Origin of the sequence: Mycobacterium sp. (assembly GCF_035603715.1) — a bacterium.
GTDB lineage: Bacteria > Actinomycetota > Actinomycetes > Mycobacteriales > Mycobacteriaceae > Mycobacterium.
The window spans coordinates 1-3,239 of record NZ_DATNJW010000545.1 but is presented as its reverse complement, the minus strand read 5'-3'; the positions used below and the strand labels follow the sequence as shown (position 1 = coordinate 3,239).

The 3,239-nt window shown below is 67.3% G+C and carries 3 protein-coding genes; all 3 read right to left on the bottom strand.

Annotated elements, in window-relative coordinates; all coding sequences use genetic code 11:
* On the bottom strand, nt 1-1,436 hold a 1,436-nt coding region (locus tag VN856_RS22575), incomplete at its 3' end, for a Na+/H+ antiporter (protein ID WP_325693202.1).
* A 19-nt stretch (nt 1,437-1,455) separates the two neighbouring features.
* Nucleotides 1,456-2,790, bottom strand: a complete 1,335-nt coding sequence (locus VN856_RS22570) for a PPE family protein (protein WP_325693200.1) — start codon at nt 2,788-2,790, stop codon at nt 1,456-1,458.
* Nucleotides 2,791-2,804: 14 nt separating this feature from the next.
* Complete coding sequence (locus tag VN856_RS22565) at nt 2,805-3,104, bottom strand: PE family protein (RefSeq protein ID WP_325693197.1); 300 nt, start codon at nt 3,102-3,104, stop codon at nt 2,805-2,807.
* Nucleotides 3,105-3,239 lie beyond the last annotated feature (135 nt).

Sequence of the window (3,239 nt, the reverse complement as noted above, 5' to 3'; positions counted from 1 at the left end):
GCGCGATAGCGCTCCATCTCTCGGGCATCCTCTGACTCGGCATCGCTTGGCGGGCTGAGTTCTAGGCGACGCACCTTGGCGGCATAGAGGGAGCGCGCCGATTTGGTGGCCTCGTCGTCTGCGTCTGCGTGGCTGTCATCGTCCAACCACTCCAAAGCGGCACGGGCCGCCTTCAGCCGGGCTTTGTTCTCCTCGGTTCCGAAATCCTCAGCCCGCAAGCCGAGTCGGCGCAACAGCCACGGCAGGCTGGTGCCCTGCAGAAGCAGGCTCGCCACAATCACCGCGGCGGCGACCACGATCACCAAGTCGCGATCGGGAAACGGCTTCCCGTCGGCGAGCCGCAGTGGGATCGCCAGCGCCGCCGCCAGCGACAAACCGCCCCGCATCCCGGCCCACGCCACCACCACACGCTCACGCCACACCGGCGCACCGGTCGCGCGGCCGAACAGTCGCGCTGTGACAGGCCCGGACAACATCCACACCAGCCGCGAAGCGAACACCACGGCGACCACGATCAATATCACTGCGACGACCCGCCCCGCGGACATGCCCGGAACCCAGTGCAAGGAGCGAAACAGTTCCATGCCAACCAAGGTGAACAGCACGGCATTGAGTAGGAAGACCAAAACATCGAGAAAGGCGAAGGCCTGCAATCGCGCACCCGGTGCGAAGATTGCGCTCAAGTGAGAACCGACGTAAACGCCCGCGGTCACGGTGGCCAAGACGCCCGAGAGATGGGCGCCTTCGGCGAGCACATAGGTGAGATACGGCGTCGCCAGCGAGAGCGTGATCTCCAGCAACGAGTTGTCGATTCGCCGTCGCACGTGCACGGCCAGCCAGGCGACCACCAGGCCCAGTGCGGCACCACCCGCGGGAGCTGCGAGCAGTGTCACCGCAAGCGGGCCGGGCCGCACCGCTCCGACCATCACCGCGCTCACCGCGCCGGCGTAGAGCACCAAGGCGGTGCCATCGTTGGTGAGTCCCTCACCCTCGACGATCGTGACCAGCCGTTCGGGTACATCCAGCCGCGCGAAGACGGACGTCGCCGCTACCGCGTCGGTCGGCGCAACAACCGCGCCGGCCACCAGAGCCACCGCCAATGGCACGCCCGCGACGCCCACCAGAACGCCGGCAACCGTCGCCATGGTGACTATCACCAGCCCCACCGACAGCAGACCTATCGACCGGGCGTTGGCCCGAAGGTCGTCTGGGGCAATGAAATACGCCGCGTAGTACAACAGCGGGGGCAGAAAGACGTAGAACACGACATCGGGCGCCAGCTGCGGCACGCGGATCCCCGGCAACCAGGCCAGAATCGCACCGACACCGACCAGCAGGACGGGATACGGTACGCCGACCCGATCGGCCAGCCACACCGCAGCGATGGCCGCCAGCGGTCCGCAGAGCAACAGCACCCCGTAGCCGGCCGGGTTCACAACCGTCAGCTTAAAGGGGTCAGACCAGGAAGCGTCGCTTCTGTTCGGTCAGCTCGTCGGCGGTCATGAGGCCGGACTCGGCCAACTTGCCCAGCAGTGACTGCGCCCGCGTGGCGAGTTCCTGCAACTCGGTGGCGATCGCGGTTATCGCTTCATTCGGCGGCTGTTGTGACGGTTTCGGGCTTTGCCGCGGCGTCATCCGCACTCGCTCATTGCCGCGTCCGACCGATGCGGTGCTGCCGACGGCGCCACCCGCGGCACCGGCCAGGCCCATACTGCTGAACAGGTTGCCGGCGCCGCCGACCTCCGGCGCTGTCGCGGCCGTGGTGATCGGCAGCGTGAAGGCGGCCGGGCGGATCTCGGGCGCGGCGACCGTCCAATTCGCCGGCACCGACAACCGGCCGACCGTCGTTGCCTGCCCCAGGCGGGACGACACGGATGCCGTTGACACGTCCGACGGTGCGGCCACGCTGCCTTGGCCGTTAAGGAACCAGTTCGGCAGGTTGGCGGCACCCGGACCATAGCCCGTGAACGGGCCCTTCCCGGCATAGAAGTCACGGTCGGCGTTGATCGAAAAGCCGCGGAAGTTGGTCCAGACCCCGGTCAACCCCGCCGAGATGCTCGTCGCCGAGGAGCCGATCGAAGTCGCTCCCACGGGGATTGCCAAGGCCGTCAAGGCGGGCGCGATCGCGCTCAGCAGATCAGACACCGGACCCGCTGGAACCGCCGCGGGAGCGGCGGCCGCCGTCAGCGCCTGGGGGATCGCGGTGATCACCCGCGAGCCGTTCGAGACGATCGACTGCGACACTGCGGCGCCCTGGCCGGCGGGGCTGGTCGTCGGCGGGGGCTCGGCGAACGGGGTCAGCGTCGATGCCGCCGCCGCCGAGCCGGCGTAGCCGTACATCGCCGTGGCGTCTTGGGCCCACATCTCGGCGTAGGCGACTTCGGTGGCCGCGATCGCCGCGGTGTTCTGCCCCAGCACGTTGGTGGCGATCAACGTCATCAGCAGACTCCGGTTGGCCGCAATCACCGGCGGCGGCACCGTCATCGCGAATGCCGCCTCATAGGCCGCCGCTGCCGCTCTAGCCTGGGTGGCGGTTTGCTCCGCCTGTGCGGCGGTCGTGGTCACCCAGTCCAGATACGGCGTGGCCGCCGCCGCCATCGACGCCGAGGACGAGCCGAGCCACGGCCCACCGGTCAGCTCCGAGATCGCCGCCCGGTAGGACGCTGCGGTCGATTGAAGTTCGGCGGCCAGCCCGTCCCACGCCGAGGCCGCTGCCAACATCGGTCCCGGCCCGGGGCCGGCGTACATTCTTGCGGAGTTGATTTCCGGTGGTAACGTCGCGAAATCCATTGTGGTGTCCTGTCTTAACTGGTCGCTAAAGCGTTAGCGGCTTCGGTGGCCTCATATGACGTCGCACTCATTCCGAGTGTGCTGACGAACTGCTGATGAATTGCCTCAGCTTGGGCGCTGATCGCCTGATACATCTGCGCATGAACGGCGAACTGGGTAGCCGTGAGCGCCGATACCTCATCGGCGGCGGCTGGAAGCACGCCGGTCGTCGGCGCCGCGGCGGCGGAGTTCTGTGCACTCATCGTGGCGCCGACGCCTGCCAAGTTGGCGGCGGTGTCCGCCAGCGCCTCCGGTTGGGTCGTGACGAATGGCATCGGTAGTCCTTTCGAAAGGTCGCATGGGGTAACACGGGCGCGTGAATACCACACTCCTGCAAGTGAATTCGTTGACACGCCGCGAAATATTCGGATCTGGACTCATTGATCCACCCCGCCTTCAACCCAGTGCTT